Genomic DNA, 21,097 nt, shown 5'->3' on the forward strand with positions numbered 1-21,097 from the left:
GGTTTTTAGAAAATCCCAAATAAAAATCTGTTTCAGTCAGTAAAATCAATGTACCATTCAATAACTTCTAAAAAAACAACATGAAAAATAAACTTCTTAAAACCTTTGGACTTGCTTTAACATTATCTGTAATTGCTTGTCAGGCGCAGGAGCGAATTACAGTAAAAGGAAACCAGTTTTATAAAGGAGATAAACCGTATGCCTACATTGGAACCAATTACTGGTACGGAAGTTTATTGGCTTCGAAAAAAGCAGGAGACAGAAAAAGACTGCTTCGCGAACTGGATTTCATGCAGAAAAACGGAATCGATAATCTGCGTATTTTAGTAGGTGCCGAGGGTGGAAAATACGATTTTACTGTTCGCCCGGCTTTACAATATGAACAAGGAAAATACGATGACGATCTTTTGGATGGCTTAGATTTTTTGATCAATGAAATGAGCAAACGTAAAATGTATGCCGTTTTATACTTAACGAATAACTGGGAATGGTCGGGCGGTATGTCACAATATTTGGAGTGGAATGGAAAAGGTGCAATTCCGGTTCCAAATATTCCGCCAAATACCTGGCCGCAATTTATGTCATATACAGAGCAGTTTCACAGCTGCGAACCATGTATGAAAGCACTCGAAAATCATGTAAAATTTATTATTGGCAGGACAAATTCATATTCCAAAAAGAAATATACTGAAGACAATACCATTATGGCTTGGCAGGTTGGAAATGAACCGAGACTGTTTACAGTTGAAAACGAAGTTAAATTCACAAAATGGCTCAACAATATTGTGGATTTAATTGATAGTTTAGATAAAAACCATTTAGTTTCTACCGGTTCTGAAGGAAAAAACAGTTCTAACGACAGCATGGAAATTTTCGAAAGAACACATAAAAACCCTAATATTGATTACTTGACGATGCACATCTGGCCAAAAAACTGGAATTGGTTTAAAGCGGATAATGCCGAAGCTACAATGCCAAAAACGATCGAAAATGCCGGAAAATATATTGACGATCATATTAAAGTGGCAAACAATTTAAAAAGACCTATAATTATTGAAGAATTTGGTCTTCCGAGAGAAAATGAAAACTTAAATGCTGGAGCATCTTCGATCGCCAGAGATAAATTTTACAGTTATATTTTTGGACGAGTTCTCGAAAGTCATAAAAATGGCGGTCCGTTGCAGGCGGCGAATTTCTGGGGATATGGCGGTGAAGGAAAAGCCGTTAATGAAACCGGAAAATGGAATCCGGGTGAACCGCTCACAACAGATCCGCCACAGGAACCTCAAGGTTTAAATTCTGTTTTCAACGGCGATAAATCTACTCTTGAAATCGTTAAGAAATTCAACTCAGATTAAATAAAAAATAAACTAATTTTCACAATTTAAGTGATATAAGTTCATTAATCAGTTGGCTTTTACGCATTAACTAAATGAACTTATATCACTTATATAGTTTAAAAATATTCACATGAAAAATGCATTTATTCTTTTTTGTTTTCTATTGATAAACTTTTCATTTTCACAAAAGAATCAGAATTTTAACATCCTTTCTCCCAACGGAAAAATTGAAGTTAAAATTAATATTGGTGATAAAATCAGCTGGACAATCTTGCATGAAAAGGATGTAATTTTGGCTCCGTCAGAAATGTCATTGACTTTGGAAGGAAATGTTGTTTTAGGAAAAAATGCTGTTGTTTTAAATTCTAAAAAGGAAGCTGTAAATAGTACTTTTGAAACGCCTTTATACAAAAAGAAATCAGTTCAAAATAATTACAATCAATTAACTTTAAACTTCAAAAATGATTTCAGCATTGAGTATCGTGTTTTTGATGACGGCGCTGCCTACCGATTTATTACAAAAAAGAAAAAAGATATTGTCATAAAATCCGAAGAAGTGGTTTTAAACTTCGATCAGGATTACAATACTTTAATGCCTTATGTCCGCGATTTAAGAAACCCAAAAGATCCATTTATTTCATCGTTTGAATCGCATTATGAAAACAAGAAAATAAGCGAATTCAAAAAAGATACTTTAGCATTTTTACCTTTTTTAATTGAATATAAAAACCATAAAAAAGCAGTTTTTCTGGAAGCCAATCTCGAAGATTATCCGGGATTGTTTGTAACGAATAATAAAAACAATTCCGGTTTTGAATCTCGCTTTTCTAAATATCCAGTTCAGGAAACCAACGGCGGATTTAATTACCTCAACAAATTAATTACTGAACGTGCCGATTATTTGGTTAAAACAAAAGGTGCAAGAACTTTTCCGTGGAGAGCAATTGTAATTTCTGAAAATGATGCCGCTTTAGCGAATAACGATATGGTTCAAAAATTGGCCGAACCTTCAAGAATTAAAGATATTTCCTGGATCAAACCCGGTAAAGTCGCCTGGGACTGGTGGAACGACTGGAATATTTATAATGTTGACTTTAAGGCCGGAATTAACACACAGACTTATAAATATTATATTGATTTTGCCTCTAAAAATAAAGTCGAATATGTGGTTTTGGATGAAGGCTGGAGCATTGAAACCAATATTATGAAACACAATCCGAATGTAGATTTGGAAGCTTTGATCGCCTACGCAAAAGAACGAAACGTCGGAATTATTTTGTGGGCTTCGTGGATGGCAATACATGATAAAACAGAAGCCGTTTTTGCTAATTATTCAAAATTAGGAGTAAAAGGTTTTAAAGTTGATTTTATAGACCGTGACGACGCCAAAATGGTGAATTCAGTTTATGATATTGCGCAAAAGGCGGCCAATAATAAATTGATTATCGATTTCCATGGAATGTACAAACCAACCGGAATTCAGCGAACGTATCCAAATATTCTAAATTTTGAAGGTGTAAAAGGTTTAGAAAATAATAAATGGACACCAAATGACGATGTTCCTTTATACGATTGCACCATTCCATTTATCCGAATGATGGCCGGCCCGATGGATTATACGCCCGGCGCCATGCGAAATGCCTCAAAAAGCGAATTCAAGCCAAGTCATTCCAACCCAATGAGTCAGGGAACAAGATGTCATCAATTGGCATTGTACACGATTTTTGAAGCGCCTTTACAAATGATGGCCGACAGTCCAACCGCCTTTATGAAGGAGCAGGAAAGCACTGATTTTATTGCCAAAGTCCCGACGATTTTTGATGAAACAGTTTCCCTAAATGGTGAAGTCGGAAAATTCGTTTGCATTGCCCGAAAAAAAGACAATATTTGGTATTTGGGTGCCATTACAAATTGGGATTCCAGAGAAATTACAATTGATTTTTCTTTCCTGGAAAAAGGTAAAAAATTCCAAGCCGAGATTTTCTATGATGGTTTAAACGCAGACAAAGCCGCAACTGATTACAAAAAAGAAATTGTAACCGTTGATTCGACAACAAAATTGACGTATCGATTAGCAAGCGGTGGAGGACTAGCGATGATTATTAAATAAAAAAGAGAACAATTCGTTGTTCTCCTTCTTTATTATTTAACATTTTACAACTAACATTTTACAACTAACATTTTACGCTAATATCTTCTCAATCGCATTCAATTCATCGTGCGAAAAGTCAGTATTTTCAAGACAATCAATGTTATTACACAATTGTTTTACCGAACTGGCTCCAATTAAAACCGACGTAATTCGTTTGTCTTTTTGCAGCCAGGCCAAAGCTAATTGTGCCAAAGACTGATTCCTGTTTTTTGCAATTTCATTCAATTGAACTAATTTCTGAATGCGTTCTTCCGTGACTTCATTTTCTTTCAAATGTCCGTTTGGGTTATGCGCTCTGGAGTTTTCAGGAATTCCGTTTAGGTATTTATCCGTTAAAAGTCCTTGTGCCAAAGGTGAAAAGGCAATACAGCCCACTCCTTTTTCTTCCAAAACATCCAATAAACCATTCTCAACCCAGCGTTCCAGCATCGAATATTTTGCCTGATGAATTAAACACGGCGTTCCCAATTGTTTTAAAACATCAACCGCAACTCTGGTCTGCTCCGCCGAATAATTACTGATTCCAACGTACAACGCTTTTCCGCTTCTAACAGCGTGATCCAAAGCCATCATGGTTTCTTCAATTGGCGTTTCGGGATCTGGGCGATGCGAATAAAAAATATCGACATAATCAATGCTCATTCGCTTCAAACTCTGATCTAAACTTGACAACAAATATTTCCTCGAACCCCAATCGCCATAAGGTCCGTTCCACATGGTATAGCCGGCTTTTGTAGAAATTACGATTTCATCACGAAGGTTGCCCTGAAAATTATGCCATAATATTTTACCAAAATTTTCCTCAGCAGACCCTGGAACCGGCCCGTAATTATTAGCCAGATCAAAATGGGTAATTCCTTTATCAAAAGCTTCTACGGCAATACTTTCGGCATTATCAAAATTATCTACAGAACCAAAGTTATGCCATAATCCTAAGGAAATTTCAGGTAACAGCAACCCGCTTTTTCCGCATCTGTTGTATTTCATTATTTTAATTTAAGGATTGGAGTTTATAGATTTTAAAGGTAGAAAAATATCAAAAGCTATTAATTTAAAAGTCGTATTTTTTTAATCTCGCAAAGTCGCAGAGACGCAAAGTTTTATTGCATTACCACTAGCTTCTTCAGCTAGACGAATAAATAGGAATTGAAAAGGCTTTAACCGAACTATTTAAGTTTGGCTAAAGCCTTTTTCGTTGCGCCTATATTTCCATCCAGCTAAAGCTGGACGCCATTCAATCTTATTTTTAAAATTAAACTTTGCGTCTCTGCGACTTTGCGAGAATAAAACTTTCATTCTTTAATCTCAAAACCACCCTGCAAACCTTTATCAGAACTTCCACCAACCATAATTTTAAAAGTTCCCGGTTCTACTAAATAATTGCCTTCGTTATCATAAAAACCAAGTTCTTTATCCGTTAAAGTAAAGTTTACTGTTTTCGTTTCTCCTTTTTTAAGATTAATTAATTCAAAGCCTTTCAATTCTTTTATTGGGCGAATGATAGTGGCAAATTCATCATGAATATACAATTGGACTACTTCTTTCCCGTCATAATTTCCTGTGTTGGTCACTTCTACTGACACAGAAACTTTTTCACCTTTTGCTAAAGACGTTTTATTCAATTTGAGATTTTTATAATCAAATGTCGTATAACTCAAACCAAAACCAAACGGAAATTGAGGTGTTTTCTCCACATCCATATAATGCGACCAGAAAACATTTTTATCGCTGTCAATTGGTCTTCCTGTGCTGTATTTGTTATAATAAATTGGCACCTGACCTACATTTCTAGGGAAAGACATTGGCAGTTTCCCACTCGGATTGTAATCGCCGTATAAAACCTGCGCAACTGCATTTCCAGCCTGAGTTCCTAAATGCCACGCTTCTACAATTGCCGGAACATTTTCTGCGGCCCACGGAATACTTAGTGGACGACCATTATTTAAAACCAAAACCACATTTGGATTTACTTTATAAATTTCCTCTAACAATTCCTGCTGCAAGCCCGGAAGATTCAAATCGGTTCTGCTTCTTCCTTCACCACTTTGGAAACCGTATTCACCTAAAACCATTACCACAACATCAGCATTTTTTGCGGCTGTTTTTGCGGCTTCAAATCCGCTTTTATCTGTGGTGTTAAAAACCGTTTCAGTCAAGAAAGTCGCTTTTTGTTTCAATAAATCGACGCCTTTTTCAAAAACCAATTGATTGTCTTTGTATTGCTGCATTCCTTCTAAAACCGAAACTGCAGTATTATCATCAGCGGCAATTCTCCAGCTTCCCAACGGACTATTTTTGTCATTTGCTAAAGCTCCGATCAAAGCAATTTTCTGCCCCGATTTTTTCAGCGGTAATAAATTCTTTTCGTTCTTCAACAAAACGATAGATTTCTTCGCCATATCTAGCACGCCATCATTATTGGCTTTACTTCCCACAACCGCTTTCTCGCGTTTTTCATCGCAATATCTGTACGGATCATCAAATAATCCCAATTCAAATTTTACGCGAAGAATTCTGCGAACAGCATCATCAACCAAAGCTTCTTTTACCTTTCCCGATTTTACCAAGTCAACCAATTTTGCCACATACAAATACGATTCCATATCCATATCCGAACCGGCGATTACAGCTTTTGCAGTGGCATCAGCTTCGTCTTTGGCGTATCCGTGCGCGATCATTTCGCGAATCGAAGCGTAATCCGAAATCACAAATCCGTCAAACTTCCATTTTCCTTTCAAAATATCTCTTTGCAAAAAAGCATTTCCCGTTGCCGGAACGCCGTTTAAAGTATTAAAAGAATTCATAAACGTACGAACTCCCGCTTCTACAGTCGCTTCAAAAGGCGGCAGAACCGAATTGTACAACTTAGAATTACTAATATCCACGATATTATATTCTAATCCAGCCTCAACATAACCGTAAGCTGCAAAATGTTTCGCACAAGCCGCAATAGTATTTACTTTCTGAAGATCGGCAATCGTTTCTCCCTGAAAACCTTTTACTCTCGCGTAACCAATTTTGCTGCCCAAATAGGGGTCTTCTCCCGCACCTTCCATCACACGTCCCCAGCGCGCATCGTTTGCTACGTCCACGTTTGGTCCAAAAGTCCAGTTTATTCCAGATGCCGAAGCTTCGTCTGCCGCGATCGCCGCCGATTTTTTAATCGCTTCCAAATCCCAGCTTGCGGCTTCTGCCAGCGGAATCGGACTTAACGTTTTATAGCCATGTATTACATCAAAACCAATAATAAGCGGAATTCCTAACCGTGTTTCTTCAACCGCAATTTTCTGTACGGCACGAACTTCTTTTACGCCGCGAACCGTCAGCATCGAGCCAACCAATCCTTTTCTTAAATGTTCGTATTTTAATTCGGCCGTTCCGCCTTTTGGAGCCGGTCCTGTTACATCCCAAAAACCATTGTATTGGTTCATCTGCCCTACTTTTTCTTCTAAAGTCATTAACGGCAAAAGTAAATCAATTCTTTGCTCGACAGTTTTGTTTTTATCCAAATACGGCTTTTTCTGTGCATTCATATTTCCAACAGTAAACAGGGACAAAACCCCAATAATTATTATTTTTTTATTTTTCATGGTTAGTTTTTTAGATGCTATCCCGAGCCTTCGGGACTGAAATGCTGAGATTCTAAGATTACTTTGGGCGTGTCCCGCCGAAAAAGGCGGGTCGGGCTTTCGGCTTTATCTTTTGTTCCGTTTCTCTTCACAAAAGGATACCGCCTCAATCCCTCACACAAATCGTTTTCAAAAGAGACAATCTTGTCATTTCAATATTCACTTTATGAAGCTTCGAATTCGCTCAGCCTGACAAACGCAGACAAAAATCAGTGTTAATCCGTTCAATCAGTAAAATCCGTGAGCAAAAAAATCTAAAATTCACTCGTAAAACACGAAGCTGGCAAATTCGCTTTATTAAACAAATCGGACTGAATTGTATTTCCCCAAGCAAACCTCACTTTTGCAGGATTTACAAGTTTTTTACTTGTCAAAATCACTTGATTATTTTTTATCGATGCTTCAGCAGGAAAGAAAACTCCATCAGCTCCAGCCACTTCAAACTGATTTGATTTTTTATCCTTAAAATACAATCCGTCAGCGTAATCAAAAGAAACTATCACTTTATTTTTCTCAATTTTAATGTCTTTAAAAAGCGGTCCATTTACCCAATTTGAATTTGTTTTATACACTTCGGCAAGAGCCAAATTTGCTAACCGAATTCCGACTGATTTTTTATTCTTGGGATGAATGTCAATTGTATCCGAAATATCAGAAGTCAAAACCATTCCCGTTTTTGGAATTTCTTTTAAAATTTTTCTTTGAGAATTTCTAACTGTAACATTCGAAAAATTATTTGTTCCCGTTTTGTACGGCGCAATTTGCACGAAATAAAAAGGAAAATCGTCGTTCCAGGCTTTCCTCCACGAAGTAATTAATGCCGAAAGCGTTTTATCATAAACCAAAGACCCCACATTCGATTCGCCCTGATACCAAAGCGTTCCGGCAATTTTAAATCCGGTAATTGGAGAAATCATGGCATTATAAGCGCGTCCGGGCTGGTGCGGACCATATTCCTGTTCGTTTAGTTTTTTGGCATTTTCTAATACTACCGGATCGTTTTGAAAGACTTCTTCAGGCATCCAGATTTCGGCAGGAGTACCGCCCCAGTTGGAAGAAATTAATCCAATTGGAACATTTTTTAAATCTTCGCGCAGGCGTTTGGCAAAAAAATAACCAACAGCGCTAAAATATTTCATGGTTTCCGGAGTCGATTCAACCCAGCTTCCTAATACATTATTTTGAGGATTTAAGGCTGTAGATTTTGAAACCGTAAAAAACCGAATATTTGGATTTGCGGCATTTTTTACTTCTTCATCTCCATTGTCGATTCCCCAACTGGCAGACATTTCCATATTTGACTGTCCGGAGCAGAGCCAGACTTCGCCGATCAAAATGTTTTTTAAAATTACTTCATTGTAACCTTTTATAGAAATAGTAAAAGGACCACCTGCTTCAGGAGTTTTAATTTTAAGTTCCCATTTTGCCTGATTATTCGTTACGGCTTTATATTCCTGATTGTTCCAGCTAGAAACTAATTTGATTTCTTCTTTCGGATTTGCCCAGCCCCAGATCTTAACTTCAGAATTGCGTTGTAAAACCATATTATCCCCAAAAATATTTGGAAGCGTAACATTTGCCATTGCAGAACCGCAAATCATCAACAAGAAAATAAACAGTTGATTATTTTTCATTTAACAGCTTTTTTAAAAAAGGTCCGTATTGATCTGCCATCACTTTTTGATCTGTAACGTCAGGATGACCTAAACATCCTTTTGGTTTCATAGGTTTGAATTTGAAAATAAAAATTGTTTTGTGTTCTTTATCATTCGCAAAAGCATTTTTAACTTTATTCAGACAATCTTCAAAAACAACTGCTTTTTCCCCGTTAACCATCGGGCTGTTTGTAATTACAATCTGCGCATTCGGATTATGTACATAAAGCATTTTTATAAAATTGATGTAATTCGAAACATATTTTTCAGTATTAAATGGCAGACGTTCTTTTTTTCCGTCTCCACCAGAAAAATCATTCGTTCCTAAAGCGATGCTGATAATATCCGGCTGAAAAGCAAAATCATATTTAGGTTTTGAATTGTCTTTCGTTAAATATAAATTCTGATAAACATCCGGCATTATGGCTTCCTCTTTGTTTTCATCATTCCAATTGCGATACATCCCGATTCCGGAAACAGAACTAGTCAAATAATCCACATCAATGGCTCTTGAAAGTGTTGGTCCATAAGCATAATATCCGTTATGGTGATCCATGTATTCTCCTTTGTCACAACCAACAGAATCGCTTGCTGCCGCGCAGGTTATAGAATCACCAATAAATTCGATTTTCTTTTTCTTTTTTGATGAAATTGAAGTCAGTTTTGCAGTTGTTCCGGCAAATAAAATACCGCCAGTATGTGCTTCTGTATTTTTATAAATTTCGAGACGGTGCTCTTTTTTATTTGAAGCCGCTTTTACTGGAAAAGACTGCACAGGACCTTTTTCAATTTTAATTTTGCCTAGATATTTCCCATCCAAAACCAGGGAAACATAATTATGATGTTCATAAGAATCTACACTTTGAAGTGAAATTGAACAATTATTTCCGATGAAATTAAAAGAAACCGAAGAAGCCGTTCCAATTAAAATAACCTGATTGTTTTGCAACTTTTCGATTCTACCTTCATAAAGAAAAGTTTTATTTTGATTTTGGCTTTGTGATGTCGAAATGGCCGAAATCAGCAAAAACAAAATTAAAAACGGATAATTTTTGAGAAACATAATTTATTTGTTAAAATATAAATGCAATTCACAAATATATTTGAAATACTGTTTCAAAAAAGATACTAAAACGTCAAAAAGCAATAAAAAAACACCACATAAACACATCATTTAATAGTTAAAACTTGCAATTCTTACAATTAACGGCCAGTTATTCTTTTGATTTACAAAATTTAGAGTCTATCTTTAGCAATTAAACATTTTCTTACTTACAAAAAATGAGACCATATCTTTTACAAGCCCTTTTATTTATTACTTTATTTTGTTCTTTTACTTTTAAAAAGAACGAAAAGCCAATTTATAATTCAAAAATTCGAACCGAAGTTAATAGAGACTCTATAATAGAATATGCCAAAAAGTATTTAGATACGCCATATAAATACGCCGGCAGTGATCCGAAAAAAGGATTTGACTGTTCTGGTTTTGTAAGTTATGTTTTTAAAAATTTTGGAATGACTTTACCCAGAAGTTCCGGCAGTTACAAAAATCTAGGCAAAGCTCTAAAGCCAGAAGATTTTAAAGTGGGAGATATTTTAGTTTTTTACGGATACAAAGACAGAACCGTTGTAGGCCACTTGGGAATAATCTGTGAAGCCAACGGAATGCATTCGAAGTTTATTCATGCCTCATCCGGAAAAGCCCAAAAAGTTACCATCACCGCTTTAGATACAGAACATTATACAAAGCGTTTTTATAAATGTATCGATGTTTTGTCTGAATAGTTTTTTTGCGCGGATTCACGAATTTTTGATTACAGAAAGTATAATTCGTGAATCCGCTGCAAAACTTTTATTCCTCAGTCAATAATTTAAGCAGGCTTTCGTCTCTTTGATAAATGTCTTTGTAGACATTCAATTGTCCTTCTCGATCTACCCAGGCTGTAAAATAGCCAATGTAAACCGGAAATTTGTTTTTTAAAGTATACCAGCTTTCCTTACCTGCATGCATGGCTTTATCTATTCGTGCAGGAGTCCATTTTGGATCTTCTTGTAATAATTCGATTGCCAGTTCACGTGGTTTCGCTACACGAACGCAGCCATGGCTAAAGGCTCTGCTTTCTCTCTCAAATAAACTTTTTGACGGTGTATCATGCAAATAAATATTACTTGAATTTGGAAACAAGAATTTTACTAATCCTAATGAGTTGTTTATTCCCGGAAGCTGACGAACAGCACCATTATTCCATTCCAGGTTTTTCTGTTTTAGATAATTCTTGTTCTTGGCCATTCCGGGTTTTATCTCTTTATTAATAATACTTGGAGGAACATTCCAATACGGACTAAAAACAATATTACTCATCGTACCGCTGAAAATCACCGTTTTTGTCATTGCTCTTCCCACCACAACCGGCGATGTAAAAGCAATTTTTCCGTCGCGAATAAGATACAATTTGAATTCAGGAATATTAACTTCAAGATACTGTTTTCCTTTTTCAAGTGCAGGATCAATCCAGCGGCAACGTTCCATATTAACAATAATGGTTTTAATTCTGTCAGAAACCGGAATATTCAAATCCTCAATATGTTCTTTAAGAATTATATTTTTTGGTGTAAAACCATGATGCAATTCGTAGTTTTTTAATGCTTTTATTAACGTTGAATCACAAACTGCACTTTTATTATCTTCCTTAATATCCTGGGTTACAAAAAGTCTTTCGCGAATTTGAGAAATAACTGCTGATGAATCTCCTAATTTTAAGTTCTTATAAGTATCATCAATTTCAATAGTTTTCCAGCCTCCCTTTTTTTCGATTTCCCTGTATTGTTTAAGGACATCACGAAGTTTGTAATACTGGCTGAACATTTTACTTTTCTTGTCGTCGTTTATAGTTGATTTTTGAAAAATAGAATCCGAAAAGACTTGATAGTTGAGTTTTTTTCTCGGCAGCAGCCATTCTAACGATCTTGAAGTTTTTTCATCAAATCCTCTATATACTTTTTCGGCATAGTAAAAATACAAGTTGGTAATCATCAAGTCGGTATTGACTTTTGAAAGTTTATTATCGGTATTATTTTCAAAAACAGCGTTGATTTCTTTATACGGAAAATTAGCTTTCAGTCCTTCATTCTCCAAACCTTTATATTTATTATACAAAGTATTTCCAAATTCAACTACACCTTTATTGTCCAGCCATAACTGCGTAGAATTCTTTTTTAGATACAAAGAATTTACCTCCCCTTGAAAATTTTTCAGTTTTGGATAAGTTTCATAAAAACTAGAAATAGCAGTACTATCAATAGAAAGTTTAAGCTCTGGTACTACAACCTTTTTTTCTTTTTTTAGACTTTCTTCTTTTTTCTCTCCTTTTGAGTTACAAGAAACGATTGTAAAAAGAAGTACAAAAGCAATAAATGAATACCAAATTTTCATAATGATTTTTTTAATAAAAATAGAAAAGTTTTGATAAAAACAAATCGCTTCAGAAAATAATAATCAGTGAGTTTTGAACATAAAAAAACTCCAAATACATTATATATTTGGAGTCTTTCACTTTATAACCAACCTTATTTTTAAATAACTGTACCTTTTAAAGTAAGTACTTTTGGAGTTGTCTCAGCACTTGTAGTTACTGTAACTGTTTTTGTAAAAGCACCTTTATTTGCTGCGTTGTAAGTCGCTGTAACTTTTGCAGATTTCCCCGGAGCAATTGGCTCTTTTGTATAATCTGTTGCAGTACAACCGCAAGAACCTTGAACTTGTGTAATTACAACGGCAGTTTTTCCTGTATTTTTAAATTCATAAACAATGGCTTTTGGCGTTCCCTGAGGAATTTGACCAACATCAATTGTTTCAGCTTTCCATACAATTGTTGAAGCAGCTTCAAAAACTTCCGTTTCAGAAACCAATGATTTTACCGGAGCAATTGCAGAAAAAGACATTAAGCTTAAGGCCAGAGCCAACATAGAAATTTTAATAATTTTCATAGTTAAATATTTTAAATGGTTTATAGTTCAAAATTCATATTACAAAGGTAATTCAGACAAAAAAGAATCGCTGTTAAGCGGTTTCAAATGTTTGTTAATGACTTGTTAATCGCCATTTTTAACTATAATTTTGATTAATATTACACTCTCAAAGTCTGTTTTCTTGAAAATAAATAAACTCAATAGTATTATAGTTCTAGGTTTGGTGGCCATAATTAGTATTTTGGTGGCGCAATTGCTTTGGACCAAAGAAGCTTTCACGATAGAGCAAAAAAAGCTGAGCCAAAAAGCGCACATTGCACTTCTGGAAGTTGCCAAAAAATTATACGAGGGAACCAATCATGAACTTCCGGCGCAAAACCCTGTACAAAAAATTTCAAATGATTATTATATTGTAAATGTCGACAATGAATTTGAACCTGATATTTTAGAATTTTATCTGAAAACAGAATTCAAAAAAATGAACATTACGACTGATTTTGAATATGCGATGTACAATTGCCAAAGCGACGAGATGATTTACGGCGATTATATTTCCTTATCGAAAAAAAAGGCCGAATGTAAAAAAACTGTTTTTTTTCCAAAACATAAAAACCTAGTCTATTATTTTGCTGTTCGTTTTCCTAACGAGACTACCTATTTATTCAGTTCGATGCGCTTTTGGTTTGTGCTTTCGATCATGCTGATCCTGATTTTATTGATTTATGTTTATTCGATTTTCACGCTTTTACAACAAAAAAAATACTCAGAATTGCAGCGTGATTTTATCAATAATATGACACATGAATTTAAAACGCCTTTATCTTCCATTTTAATCGCTTCAAAGTATCTGAGTGAACAAAACCCCATTAAAGACGATAAAAAACTTTATACTTATACCGAGATCATCATTAATCAAAGTAACAAGTTAAATCATCATATTGAGAAGATTCTAAATATTGCAAAATCAGATTACACTCCTTTAGAACTTAAAAAAGAAAACGTTCTCATTGTTCCGGTTATTGAAGAAGCAATCGAAAATATTCAATTAAAATATCCCGAAGCTATTATTCAAATTGAAAGTTCTTCAAAAGAATATTTATTGCATACCGATGTTTTTCATTTTGCCAATTTAGTTTATAATCTTTTAGATAATGCCGTAAAATATTGTAATAAAAAGCCGGAAATCACCATTAGAATAATTGAAGAAAATTCAGTTTTAAAATTAGAATTCATCGATAACGGAATTGGAATTTCTACTAAAAAATTATCTTTTATATTTGATAAATTTTATCGCGTTCAAAACGAAAAGAGTAATGAAGTAAATGGTTTTGGACTTGGATTATATTATGTTAAAGAAATCTGCAGTTTACAAAACTGGAAAATAAAAGCCGAAAATAATACTGAAAACGGAGTTACCATAACTTTGTCAATTCCTTATAAAAAATGAAAAATTTCAAAATACTTTACACCGAAGACGATGAAACGCTTGCATTTTTAACCAAAGATAATTTGGAGCAGCACCATTATGAAGTAATTCATTGTACCGATGGAAAATCAGGTTTGGAAACTTTTAAAAATGAAGATTTTGACATTTGCATTTTTGACATTATGATGCCAAAAATGGACGGTTTTGAACTTGCAGAAGAAGTACGAAAATTAGATACTGATGTTCCAATCATTTTTCTTTCGGCCAAAACTTTAAAAGAAGACCGCATAAAAGGCCTCCGCCTTGGCGCCGATGATTATCTGGTTAAACCGTTTAGTATTGAGGAGTTAATCTTGAAAATTGAAATTTTCCTGAAACGTTCTCAGAAAAATAATAAGGTCGAAAAATCGGTTTATGAGATTGGAAGATATCAATTTGATACCAAAAATTTTATTCTTTTTAATGAAGAAGAAAAAGTAGGTCTTACACAGCGCGAAGCTGAGTTGCTGAAATTATTTCTCGACAACAGAAATCTGGTTTTAAAAAGAGAACAGATTTTAACCGCACTTTGGGGAACCGACGATTATTTTATGGGAAGAAGCCTGGACGTTTTTATTTCCAGACTGCGTAAAATTCTATCAAATGAAAAAGGCATTTCGATAGAAAACCTTCATGGGATTGGGTTTCGGTTTTCTGTTGAATAACGAACATAATACTTAACACAAAGTAACCACAACGATTGTCCTTCCGACGAAGGAGGAATGTCCGCGACAATATTCCGTATAGTAGTAAAAGCCAAACTTTGTAGAGTTACTTACGGAGATTCCTCCTTCGTCGGAAGGACATACTAAACGCATAACTATACGAACAAATAATCTAAAAAATCTAAATTAGGATTTATCATTTTTATAAGAGTTATTTTCTTCTCTCTTCTCCATCCTTTAATTTCTTTTTCTCTGGCAATCGCTTCCTGAATCCAATTGAACTTTTCGTAGTAAAGTAAAAACTCAACATTATACTTTGAGGCAAAAGTTTGATTATCAATTTTAATATTTTCCTTGTGCTGACTCAAACGAACTTTTAAATTATTCGTAACTCCCAGTATACAAAACAGTCTTAGCTTTATTGGTAATAATATAGATGTAATAGATGTGAAATCCCTCTTGTAAGTGCATATAATAAATAATAACAATTCTGTTAAAAATAAAGAAAAATCTGTAAAACAATTTTGAAAAATCTTTGTATTTTTAATTTCTAATTCTTCCCGGATATGAAAATACATCATTTGCGAAATGCCACTTTGGTGATTGAGACAGAAGAGCATGTTATTCTGGTCGATCCCATGTTAGGAAAACGAAAAACAATCGCGCCTTTTACCATTTTTCGATATAAACCTAAACGAAATCCGCTTGTGGCACTGCCTAAAAACAGCCGGGAAATTTTAAGCAGAGTAACGCATTGTTTAATTACACATTTGCACCCCGATCATATTGACAAAGCGGGCGAAGTTTATTTAAGACGAAAAAGTATTCCGGTCATCTGCAGTTCAAAAGACGAAAAAACATTAGAAAAAAGAGGTCTCAATATTATTCAAACATTGAATTATTGGGATCCGCAGCCTTTTTTAGGCGGTAAAATTATTGGAGTTCCAGCGCTGCACGGTTACGGTTTTATTGCAAAACTCATGGGAAACGTTATGGGTTTTTACATTGAACTTCCAAACGAAAAATCCATCTATATCAGTTCTGATACTATTTTTACTGATGATGTACAGAAAGCATTAATTGAACTAAAACCAGATATTGCAACTATTGCCTGCGGTACGGCAAGATTAGATTTTGGACAGCCGTTACTAATGCGAATGGAAGATATCCTGAGATTTACAGCACTTGCTCCCGGAAAAGTTTTTGCCAATCACCTTGAGGCTCTAAATCATTGTCCTACAACTCGTGAGCAATTGCGAAAAGCTTTAACAGAAAACAATTTACTTTCAAAAGTTGCCATTCCAAGTGATGGAACCAGTGTTGATTATTAGTTATAGAATCAATAATCCAAACTCTCGCAAAGTATTAACTGGCTTAGAATACCAGAATAATTCAAAATCTTCCAATGAAGTTTCAAAATCATTTTTGACTTCCTGAAAAGTATAATTTTTAGGATTTGAAATTGAGATTTTAGACAAAACATCAATTAACCATTCGCCTTCTTCTTTACTGGTTTGAATGGCAAAACTTTGCTTTTTGTCATGAAAAGTCAAAGACATCATTTCCCAGCTTCTTCCTTTTTTTGATTTAGTGAAAATTTCTGCCAGAGGTTTTCCGCCAAGCCAGACTACTTTTGCATTTGGCTTTGTGTTAAAATCATTTTGTTCCTGAAGTGCATCAAAAATAAAATCCGGATGAATTTTGGTTTTCGGAATTTTAAAATCAAACCAATCCTGCAATTCATAATCAAAGCATATTCCGTGCATGAAATTAAAAAGCGATTTCTTTAATCCAAAGCTAAATTTATCGTGATTAATTCCGGTTGAATCTGTATAATCAATATCATTATTGGCAAAAGTCCCGATTGCTTCTGTTTTTTTTGTAACGCCAAATTTCTCCGGATATAATCCAACCGGACTATGGGCCGTCAACGCAAACTGATGCCAAAATCCTGATTGTAATACTCCCGCCTCAAACAACTGGCGAACCATTTCGAGACTGTCAACTGTTTCCTGAATCGTTTGTGTGGGATATCCATACATTAAATACGCATGAACCATAATTCCGGCTTCGGTAAAATTGCGGGTAACTTTTGCGACTTGTTCTACTGTTACGCCTTTGTCTATTAATTTCAGTAATCGGTCTGAAGCAACTTCTAAACCTCCGGAAACTGCAATACAACCCGAAGCTTTTAGCAGTAGACACAAATCTTTAGAAAAACTTTTCTCAAACCGAATGTTTGTCCACCAGGTTACGGCCAATTTTCGTTTTAAAATTTCCAGAGCCAAAGCACGCATTAAAGCCGGCGGTGCGGCTTCGTCGACAAAATGAAAACCATTTTGTCCCGTTTGCAGCATTAATTCTTCAATTCTGTCGCAAAGTAAACTTGCTGCAACGGGTTCGTAAACTTTTATATAATCGAGTGAAATATCACAAAAAGTACATTTTCCCCAGTAACAGCCGTGTGCCATGGTCAGCTTATTCCAGCGTCCGTCGCTCCACATTCTATGCATCGGGTTTACAATTTCGATTACTGAAATGTATTTATCCAAAGGTAAATCAGAATAATCCGGAGTTCCTACATAAGCCTGCTTATAATCGTGTTTTAAGGAATTATTTTTATAAACAACTTCTCCATTTTCTAATAAAAAAGTTCGTTTATAACGCTTCTCGTCCCTCGACTCCGCTCGGGATGACAAACTTTCTATAAGTTCCTCTATCGGAACTTCTCCATCGTCTAAAGTAATAAAATCGAAAAATTCAAAAACGCGTTTATCAGAAATCGAACGCAACTCGGTATTTGGGAAACCGCCTCCCATCGAAATTTTAATTTCGGGATGATGTTGTTTTACCCATTGCGCACATCTAAACGCACTATATAAATTCCCCGGAAAAGGAACAGAAATCAAAAAGAAAGTGGGTTGTACAGCTTCAATTTTCTCTTTTAAAATCGAAATTAAAATTGAATCGATATAAGTTGGTTCTTGCTGAAGCGCTTCATACAATTCATCAAAAGAATTGGCACTTCGGCCTAAACGTTCGGCATATCGGCTAAAGCCAAAATTATCGTCGACACATTCTACAATAAAATCTGAAATATCTTCGAGATATAAAGTAGCCAAATGTTTGGCCTTATCCTGAGTTCCCATTGTTCCAAAAGCCCAATCGAGTTCTTCTAACTGAGCAAAGCGAGAAGCTTCGGGCAGAAAATCTTCCTGACAAATCTGTAATGCCAAAGTTGGATTTTTTCCCTGCAAAAACTGAATTACAGCATCAATGGTTTTGATGTATTCATCCTGCAAAGCAAAAATACGTTTCGAATTATCAGAAACTTCGGCGTTTGCAGCTTCAAACCTGAAACCTGAAACCTGAAACAAATCCACCAATCCTTTTTTCGAAAACAACTCCAAAATAACATCAATACCCAAATCTGCCTGAACCGATTCGATATTTTTTGTATTCAGAAAACCTTTTATATACGCCGTTGCTGGATAAGGTGTATTCAGTTGTGTAAATGGAGGCGTAATTACAAAAAGTTTCGTTTTCAAAAGAATTATTTTTTTTGCAAAAATACGGGATTTTAGAGACTTTTCAGATATTTTAAAACTTACTCTTAATCTCCCAAATATAATGCACCAAAACTGCTACTAAAATAAATATCACTTTTATCATCATCAATAATTTATTGCTTTATATAGTCCCTTTCTTTTTCAAGCTTTTATATTTTAAATAAGAATAAGCTAGAGGGGCAATTGCTATGCTCAAAACAATGATCAAAAATACTTTAGAGAAAAGAGCGCTTTCAAAAATCAAGCTTCCTAAAATAATAATCAAGCCAGCAATAAACCACAGTTTTCCAGCAAAAACATGCGTTGTTTTCCAGACCTCCGGATGCTCTAAAGTCCATGGTGTTTTAATGCCTATAAAATAATTAGGCTGTATCACTTTAAAATAGTTACCTAAAATCACAAACAAAGCTCCCACAAGTGCAAAAACAAAACTTGGACTTGAAAAGGACAGGTTCTTAGTGCTGTATATGATAAATAAGGCAAGAAACGACATAAAAAGAACCATAATAAATTTAAGCTGATACAACTTTCCGCCCATTAGTGCCATTTTTTTCTTAGGATCAATCTTTGCAACGGCAGACATAATGATATAAGTTAAAACAGGAAGCATAAAAAGCATTAGAATTAAAGTAAGCTTATTTCCCCATCTGTCTATCTCGCCTTTAGAATTCCAATGAACAGGAACTATTTCGGGAAGACTGTTCCAAATTAAAGCCAAGTAAACAAAAGGCGTCAAAACAATTCCAATTAATGGAAGCTCTTTTTTAAAATCAAAATTCATTTCTAGTTATTTTTTAAAGGTTAGTATCCATTGCAAAACATCTTCCATTATGGTGGTATTGATAGAATAAATGATGAATTGCCCGTTTTTTTCAGAAGTAACTAAATCAGCACGTTTTAAAATATCTAAATGATGTGAAATACTGGGTTTCGAAATATTAAAAGCATCGGCAATTTCGCCTGCAGATAAATCTTTCTCTTTTAAAAGTTCCAGAATTTCTCTTCTAGTTGCATCATTGAGCGCTTTAAAAATATCATTCATTGCATTTATATATTTAGACAAATATCTAAATACTTTTTAAATTGACAAAAAAAAGCCGCAATTTTTTTAATTGCGGCTTTCTGTATGTGATACAAAAGGTTAAAATTTATGTTCCTCTTTGCTAATTACCAAAAATGAAACCAGCGAAATTAAGGCAGCACCTGTCAAATACAAACCTACATAACTCACGCTGTATGTAGAAGCCAGCCAAATGGCAATCATAGGCGCAAAGGCCGCACCCAGAATTCCGGCCATATTAAAAGTCAACGACGCACCGGAATAACGAACATTTGTTGGGAATAACTCTGAAAGAAAAGTTCCCAGCGGACCGTAAGTGAAGCCCATTAACGCCATTCCGATACACGCAAAAGTGGTAACCAAAACGATGTTTCCTGAGCTTAAAAAGTACGAAAAGAAAAATCCGAAAACGGCAATAGCAGCCGTAGCGATTATAAGCATTTTTCGTCGGCCTATTTTATCTGCAACAACTGCCGAAACGGGAATAAAAATGGCAAAAAACAGTACTGAAAATAATTGTATCAGTAATCCATCTCTTTTTACAATTCCTAAATCTGAAGTTGCCCAGCTTAGTGTAAAAACAGTCATTAAGTAAAAAACCAAAAAAGTTGTGATAGCAGCAAATGTTCCAAAAATAAGCTGGTTCTTATAGGACTTAACCAATTCTAAAAAAGGAACTTTAACTTCTTCCTGTTCTTTTTTAGAATTTTCAAAAGAAGGCGTTTCGGTAATTTTTGTTCGAATATAAAATCCAACAATTACCAAAAGAGCGCTGGCAATAAACGGAATTCTCCATCCAAAATCCATAAAATCTTCGTTGCTCATCGAATCTGTTAACAATAAAAAAGTACCGCCGGAAAGCAGTAATCCTATTGGAGCTCCTAATTGCGGAAACATTCCGTACCACGCACGTTTATGCGGCGGTGCATTTTCTATAGCCAATAAAACAGCTCCTCCCCATTCTCCTCCTAAACCAACACCTTGCCCGAATCGGCAAAGCATTAATAATAAAGGCGCTGCAACACCAATACTGGCATAACTTGGTAAAAAACCAATCGTAACGGTCGAAATTCCCATTGTCAATAAAGCAGCAACTAAAGTAAATTTACGTCCTATTTTATCTCCATAATGTCCAAAAAAAGCAGAACCTAAAGGACGAGATAAAAATGCAATTGAAAAAGTCGCCAACGATTCTAAAGTTGCTATAGTCGAATTAGAACCAGGAAAAAACAACTGCGGAAAAACCAATACGGCGGCATTGGCATAAATATAAAAATCAAAAAATTCGATTGTCGTTCCAATTAAAGAACCAAAAAGAACGTGTTTTAATGAGTTCTTTTTTTTTGGGTTAGTTTCCATGTAAAATAGATATATTTTTTTTGCCTACAAAAATATAGTTTCGTTATTAATAATTCACGTTTAGATCAATTAGTTTCAAACACTATTTAATTTTTAACAAATTTGATGTCTTTTATGTTTTAAAAAGAACCAAAGTACTCAAAATTAAAAACCTGATTACAGGAAGTTTAAACCAAAAAATAAAAATCAAATCATAAGCAATAGTTAAAACCGTTTTTAACTGCATATTTTCAT

General features: G+C 34.9%; 16 protein-coding genes and 1 pseudogene. 6 read left to right on the forward strand and 11 right to left on the reverse strand.

Annotated features, from left to right (window positions below):
* Window positions 1-80 precede the first annotated feature (80 nt).
* Both BKM63_RS00830 and BKM63_RS00835 read left to right on the forward strand, forming a co-directional pair.
* The gene (locus BKM63_RS00830) at window positions 81-1,358 is read left to right on the forward strand and encodes a glycoside hydrolase 5 family protein (protein ID WP_071634794.1); all 1,278 of its coding nucleotides are present in this window, start codon (window positions 81-83) and stop codon (window positions 1,356-1,358) included.
* A gap of 112 nt (window positions 1,359-1,470) precedes the next feature.
* The gene (locus tag BKM63_RS00835) at window positions 1,471-3,450 is read left to right on the forward strand and encodes a glycoside hydrolase family 97 protein (protein WP_071634795.1); all 1,980 of its coding nucleotides are present in this window, start codon (window positions 1,471-1,473) and stop codon (window positions 3,448-3,450) included.
* A gap of 72 nt (window positions 3,451-3,522) precedes the next feature.
* Here the strand turns inward: BKM63_RS00835 and mgrA are convergent, their stop codons facing one another.
* The 4 genes from mgrA to BKM63_RS00855 all read right to left on the reverse strand — a co-directional run bounded on the left by mgrA (window position 3,523) and on the right by BKM63_RS00855 (window position 9,839).
* A complete protein-coding gene (gene mgrA / locus BKM63_RS00840; RefSeq protein WP_071634796.1) occupies window positions 3,523-4,479 on the reverse strand; it encodes an L-glyceraldehyde 3-phosphate reductase in 957 nt (318 codons plus the stop codon).
* Window positions 4,480-4,784: 305 nt separating this feature from the next.
* Entirely contained in the window at window positions 4,785-7,082 is a 2,298-nt protein-coding gene (gene bglX, locus BKM63_RS00845) for a beta-glucosidase BglX (protein WP_071634797.1), read from the reverse strand.
* 293 nt (window positions 7,083-7,375) lie between these two features.
* The gene (locus tag BKM63_RS00850) at window positions 7,376-8,755 is read right to left on the reverse strand and encodes a sialate O-acetylesterase (RefSeq protein ID WP_071634798.1); all 1,380 of its coding nucleotides are present in this window, start codon (window positions 8,753-8,755) and stop codon (window positions 7,376-7,378) included.
* Entirely contained in the window at window positions 8,745-9,839 is a 1,095-nt protein-coding gene (locus BKM63_RS00855; protein WP_071634799.1) for an SGNH/GDSL hydrolase family protein, read from the reverse strand. The genes BKM63_RS00850 and BKM63_RS00855 overlap by 11 nt, the downstream gene beginning before the upstream one ends.
* A 218-nt stretch (window positions 9,840-10,057) precedes the next feature.
* On the opposite strand from BKM63_RS00855, the gene BKM63_RS00860 reads away from it, so the two are divergent.
* Window positions 10,058-10,561, forward strand: a complete 504-nt coding sequence (locus BKM63_RS00860) for a C40 family peptidase (RefSeq protein ID WP_071634800.1) — start codon at window positions 10,058-10,060, stop codon at window positions 10,559-10,561.
* Window positions 10,562-10,628: 67 nt separating this feature from the next.
* Here the strand turns inward: BKM63_RS00860 and BKM63_RS00865 are convergent, their stop codons facing one another.
* Entirely contained in the window at window positions 10,629-12,209 is a 1,581-nt protein-coding gene (locus BKM63_RS00865; RefSeq protein WP_071634801.1) for a L,D-transpeptidase family protein, read from the reverse strand.
* 140 nt (window positions 12,210-12,349) lie between these two features.
* Entirely contained in the window at window positions 12,350-12,763 is a 414-nt protein-coding gene (locus BKM63_RS00870; RefSeq protein WP_071634802.1) for a DUF1573 domain-containing protein, read from the reverse strand.
* Window positions 12,764-12,926: 163 nt separating this feature from the next.
* Between BKM63_RS00870 and BKM63_RS00875 the strand changes: the two genes are divergently transcribed.
* Both BKM63_RS00875 and BKM63_RS00880 read left to right on the forward strand, forming a co-directional pair.
* The gene (locus BKM63_RS00875; RefSeq protein ID WP_071634803.1) at window positions 12,927-14,192 is read left to right on the forward strand and encodes a sensor histidine kinase; all 1,266 of its coding nucleotides are present in this window, start codon (window positions 12,927-12,929) and stop codon (window positions 14,190-14,192) included.
* Window positions 14,189-14,875 carry a response regulator transcription factor gene (locus BKM63_RS00880; protein ID WP_071634804.1) on the forward strand — a complete coding sequence of 229 codons (687 nt, stop codon included), beginning with the start codon at window positions 14,189-14,191 and terminating at the stop codon, window positions 14,873-14,875. The genes BKM63_RS00875 and BKM63_RS00880 overlap by 4 nt, the downstream gene beginning before the upstream one ends.
* Before the next feature lie 155 nt (window positions 14,876-15,030).
* Here BKM63_RS00880 and BKM63_RS00885 read toward each other — a convergent pair.
* Window positions 15,031-15,346: pseudogene (locus tag BKM63_RS00885) on the reverse strand (GIY-YIG nuclease family protein).
* Between the two features lie 95 nt (window positions 15,347-15,441).
* On the opposite strand from BKM63_RS00885, the gene BKM63_RS00890 reads away from it, so the two are divergent.
* Window positions 15,442-16,206 (forward strand): MBL fold metallo-hydrolase, encoded by a 765-nt coding sequence (locus tag BKM63_RS00890; protein ID WP_071634805.1) that lies wholly within the window; start codon window positions 15,442-15,444, stop codon window positions 16,204-16,206.
* Here BKM63_RS00890 and BKM63_RS00895 read toward each other — a convergent pair whose 3' ends face one another.
* The 4 genes from BKM63_RS00895 to BKM63_RS00910 all read right to left on the reverse strand — a co-directional run bounded on the left by BKM63_RS00895 (window position 16,207) and on the right by BKM63_RS00910 (window position 20,863).
* Entirely contained in the window at window positions 16,207-18,423 is a 2,217-nt protein-coding gene (locus BKM63_RS00895; RefSeq protein ID WP_071634806.1) for a B12-binding domain-containing radical SAM protein, read from the reverse strand.
* Between the two features lie 142 nt (window positions 18,424-18,565).
* Window positions 18,566-19,225: an SdpI family protein gene (locus BKM63_RS00900; protein ID WP_071634807.1), complete on the reverse strand. Its 660-nt coding sequence runs from the start codon at window positions 19,223-19,225 to the stop codon at window positions 18,566-18,568.
* Window positions 19,226-19,231: 6 nt separating this feature from the next.
* Window positions 19,232-19,486, reverse strand: coding sequence for an autorepressor SdpR family transcription factor (locus tag BKM63_RS00905; RefSeq protein ID WP_071634808.1), 255 nt, complete (start codon window positions 19,484-19,486; stop codon window positions 19,232-19,234).
* Between the two features lie 99 nt (window positions 19,487-19,585).
* Window positions 19,586-20,863, reverse strand: a complete 1,278-nt coding sequence (locus BKM63_RS00910) for an MFS transporter (RefSeq protein ID WP_071634809.1) — start codon at window positions 20,861-20,863, stop codon at window positions 19,586-19,588.
* Between the last annotated feature and the right edge of the window lie 234 nt (window positions 20,864-21,097).

Origin of the sequence: Flavobacterium johnsoniae, assembly GCF_001879205.1 — a bacterium.
Classification (GTDB): Bacteria; Bacteroidota; Bacteroidia; order Flavobacteriales; family Flavobacteriaceae; genus Flavobacterium; species Flavobacterium johnsoniae_A.